Source organism: Mesorhizobium sp. M4A.F.Ca.ET.022.05.2.1, from assembly GCF_003998845.1.
Classification (GTDB): Bacteria; Pseudomonadota; Alphaproteobacteria; order Rhizobiales; family Rhizobiaceae; genus Mesorhizobium.
This window is the reverse complement of the sequence record NZ_RZOJ01000555.1, coordinates 1-3,165: the sequence shown is the minus strand read 5'-3', so window position 1 is coordinate 3,165 and position 3,165 is coordinate 1. Positions and strand designations below refer to the sequence as shown.

General features: G+C 62.9%; 3 protein-coding genes and 1 pseudogene. 3 read left to right on the top strand and 1 reads right to left on the bottom strand.

The window, feature by feature from the left end; all coding sequences use genetic code 11:
• The 3 genes and pseudogenes from EN745_RS32545 to EN745_RS32535 all read left to right on the top strand — a co-directional run.
• A pseudogene (locus tag EN745_RS32545) lies at window positions 1–263 on the top strand (caspase family protein); the annotation flags it as partial.
• A 103-nt stretch (window positions 264–366) separates the two neighbouring features.
• Entirely contained in the window at window positions 367–741 is a 375-nt protein-coding gene (locus tag EN745_RS32540) for a hypothetical protein (RefSeq protein WP_245455380.1), read from the top strand.
• A complete protein-coding gene (locus tag EN745_RS32535; RefSeq protein WP_126058254.1) occupies window positions 738–1,445 on the top strand; it encodes a hypothetical protein in 708 nt (235 codons plus the stop codon). Before EN745_RS32540 ends, EN745_RS32535 begins: the two co-directional genes overlap by 4 nt.
• Window positions 1,446–1,533: 88 nt before the next feature.
• Here EN745_RS32535 and EN745_RS32530 read toward each other — a convergent pair whose 3' ends face one another.
• Complete coding sequence (locus EN745_RS32530; RefSeq protein ID WP_127423143.1) at window positions 1,534–2,640, bottom strand: serine protease; 1,107 nt, start codon at window positions 2,638–2,640, stop codon at window positions 1,534–1,536.
• Between the last annotated feature and the right edge of the window lie 525 nt (window positions 2,641–3,165).

The following is a 3,165-nucleotide window of genomic DNA, read 5'->3' as shown; positions in this document are numbered from 1 at the left end:
TCACCGACACCAGCTGCGGTATGGAGCGGATGATCGCGGTGCTGACCGAGGCGCCGCCGCAGAGCGAGAAGGAGGACCTGAGCTTCCTGGCGCAGGACGGCGTGCCCTCGGCCACCCGCGCGGCCGGCGGCTCCGGCTTCTCCGACATGCTGACCGATATCGGCATGGCGCCCTCGACGCGCTCGGTGATGAAGCTTACCGACAGGAGCGGCCCAAAGGGCGCGGTGATGATCTTTCCGATGGAGACGGTGCCGCGCGCCTGAATGCAGGCCGCAGCAAAAGCCTGTCGCAATCGCGCAGCGGCTCTTGCGCGACGGGCTTGGTATGTGGACATTCTGGCGCGGCGCGGAAAGGATGAGGACGCTCGTGAAAACCAAGGTTCTTTGCTGGCTCGGAGCGGTCCTTCTTGCCGCGGGCCTGTCGTTCGCCCATGCCTCGGCAGAGGAGACCTGCGGCCTCTGCGCCAAGCAGATCGTGACCAATTCCGAATTGGCGAGTTGCTTTCTCGACCAGTACGACCAGATCGCCAAGACCGGCAATGAGGCCGTCGTGGTCGATCTCAGCGGCTGCGCCTCGCGCGGCGTGGTCGAGGCCCTGCCCTCGCCGAACAAGGCGCCCGCCGAGCCTGACGTGCAGTTCATGATTTCGCGTTTGCAGCTCGACTGCCTGAAGAAAAAGCTCGAGGCGCCGGGCATCGTGCTCGACCCCTCCGCCATTATCGACCTGGACAGCTGCCGATGAAAAAACCGGGGGGTAAGGTTACGCCAGCGACGGCATCTACGGAGCCGCCGGCGATCAGGAAGGCTGAGGCGCTGCCTGAGACCACGGAGGGTTTCCCGTGGCCGAGCAGCCACGAGATCAAGAAGGAATCGAACCCCTTCACCGATCGTGACTGGCGCATGCTGGCCTATGCCTGGTCGGGCCTTCTGGTGCGCCTGGTGATCATCTTCACCCTTCTGTTCTCCGTCTTCCAGTTCCTGGCCAACCAGGAGCAGAAGCGTGTCGAGCAGACCATGTCGCTGGTCGAGCTATGGGAGAGCAAGGACCTGCAGCAGGCGCAACGGGCGCTCAAGGAGCGGCTGACGGGGCTCAACGCCAAATACGACAATCTGCTCAGCGCCAATCCGACTCCCACCGAGGAGCAGGTGTTCAGGCAGCGCATCGGCATCGAGGCGATGACCACTGATGGCGGCACCATGCCGCTCGCCGATTTCAGCGATCATTTCGACCGCGTCGTCTATTTCCTCAATCGCCTCTCCATCTGCGTCGAGAGCGACCTGTGTTCACGCAAGGTGGCGGACGCCTACTTTCGCGACTACGCCGTTTCCTTCTGGAGTTACTTTGCCGGCTATATAGATAAGCAGCGCAAGGCCGGCTCAGCCAACTTTGCCACGGCGATCGAGGCCTATGTGCGCCAGGGACAGCCAGAGGCGCAGTCCAAGTAACGGCCAGTCGAGCGGCGCCCGGAAACGAAAAGGCGGCGAGAGTTCCCGCCGCCTGTTCAACGCAGCCGTTAGGCAGATTTGAGCCGGCCTATTTGTAGAGGCCGTTGATCCACTCGACATTAGCGGCGTTGAGCCTGACCGCGGTGTTCGCTTCCGGGCCCTCGGCCACGTTGACGCCGCTGATGACGCGTTGCTTCGCGGCATTGTCATAGGCGTAGACCGAGCTTCCGCTCGAGCCCGGGAACGTATCGCAGTCATATTGGAAGTAATCCGTGCCGATGTTCTCGGCGTGCACTTCGCAGCTTGCCTTCCACATCGTGCCCATCGACTTGTCGCCGGGATAACCGACGATGTTGGCGGTGAAATCGCCCAGATCCTCGTAATTGGCATAGCCCAGCCAGCCGAGATTGGTGCCAATGTCCTGCTTCAGGGTGACGATGCCGAGATCCCACGGCACGACCGAGCCGTAAAACCCCTGGTAGTTGTCGATGAAGCCCTGCAGGATATAGGCGCTCTCATAGGTGAAGGCGCCGAACGGCGCGTCGTCGGCGGTGCCGCCGTTGAGGCCCGGCACGAACAGATATTCATCGAGCCACGCGCCGTCTTCATGGCTATAGAGGCAGTGCGCCGCGGTGAGCACGGTGCGCGGCCCGATCAGCGTCGCCGAGCAGCTGCCGTATTTGCCGGTCTTGGGCGACTTGGCTTCGAGGTAGCCGATGGCCGAGAACGGATAGGTCTTGGTGTTCTTGACCTGCTCGCGATCGTCCGTGCCGAAGACCTGGCGACCGGTTTCGCCCTCAGTCAGCCCCGGATCTTCGGTGTTCTGTGGACCGGAAGCGTCGGACCCCTGCCCGTCGGCCGGCGCGTTCAGCTCCTCAATGATCAGCTCCTTCAGCGCCTCGTTCGCCTCGATCTTGATCTCCTTGCCGTCGGCGGAACGCCCCACGACGCCATAGGACTTGACCGCCGCGTCCTCGTCGGCGAGCGGCGCGGCGCGGCTGGCCTCGTCCTCGGTCAGTTTCGGCGGCGCGATCGGCTTTGCCCGCCCCGGCGTGTAGTCGCCCGATCCCCCATCGCGCATGCTTTCGCCATTGCCGGCATTCGCGGTGCCGGGGTCGGCGGCGAAGGCCGGCACCAGCCACATCGCGGTGGAAAGAAATGCGGACGCAATGATGGTGTTTGTCAGTTTTGTCACGGTGAGACTCTCCCAAAAGTCAGCAAGGACTGGATCAAGATACAGAAATATTGTCGAGATCGTGGTGGCCCCAAAACCGAGCTTTGGAACCGCCGACCAGAACATTGCCCCGCGCGGTCAGTTGAGGCCCCCGCCAAAAACATCCGCGCGATATACTGCCTAAAATATTCCAACATTGGCAACGACAAATCGCTTCCACGTAGCCCGTGGGGGGCTATAGGGTTTTGAGCGGGTTCTGCTCGCGGGCACGATTAGCAGTAGTTGCACTTCGGTATTGTGACCGGTCGCGCGCCGATCTGGGCTGCGTGGCCGATCGTTCGAAGTGCCTCGGCAGCGGATCATGCGCCGGGCCGGCCTGTTCGGGAACGTTCGTCTCAGGAGGTCATGGTGAACATCATCCATCGGTTCAGGCCGCTCGCCACAGCATTGCTGACCGGCATCGCGGCGCTCGCGACGCTCAACGCCATCCACGCTGCCGATGGGCCGGCCCGGCCGGAAGCGGCGGTCTCGCCAATGAAGCGCGTC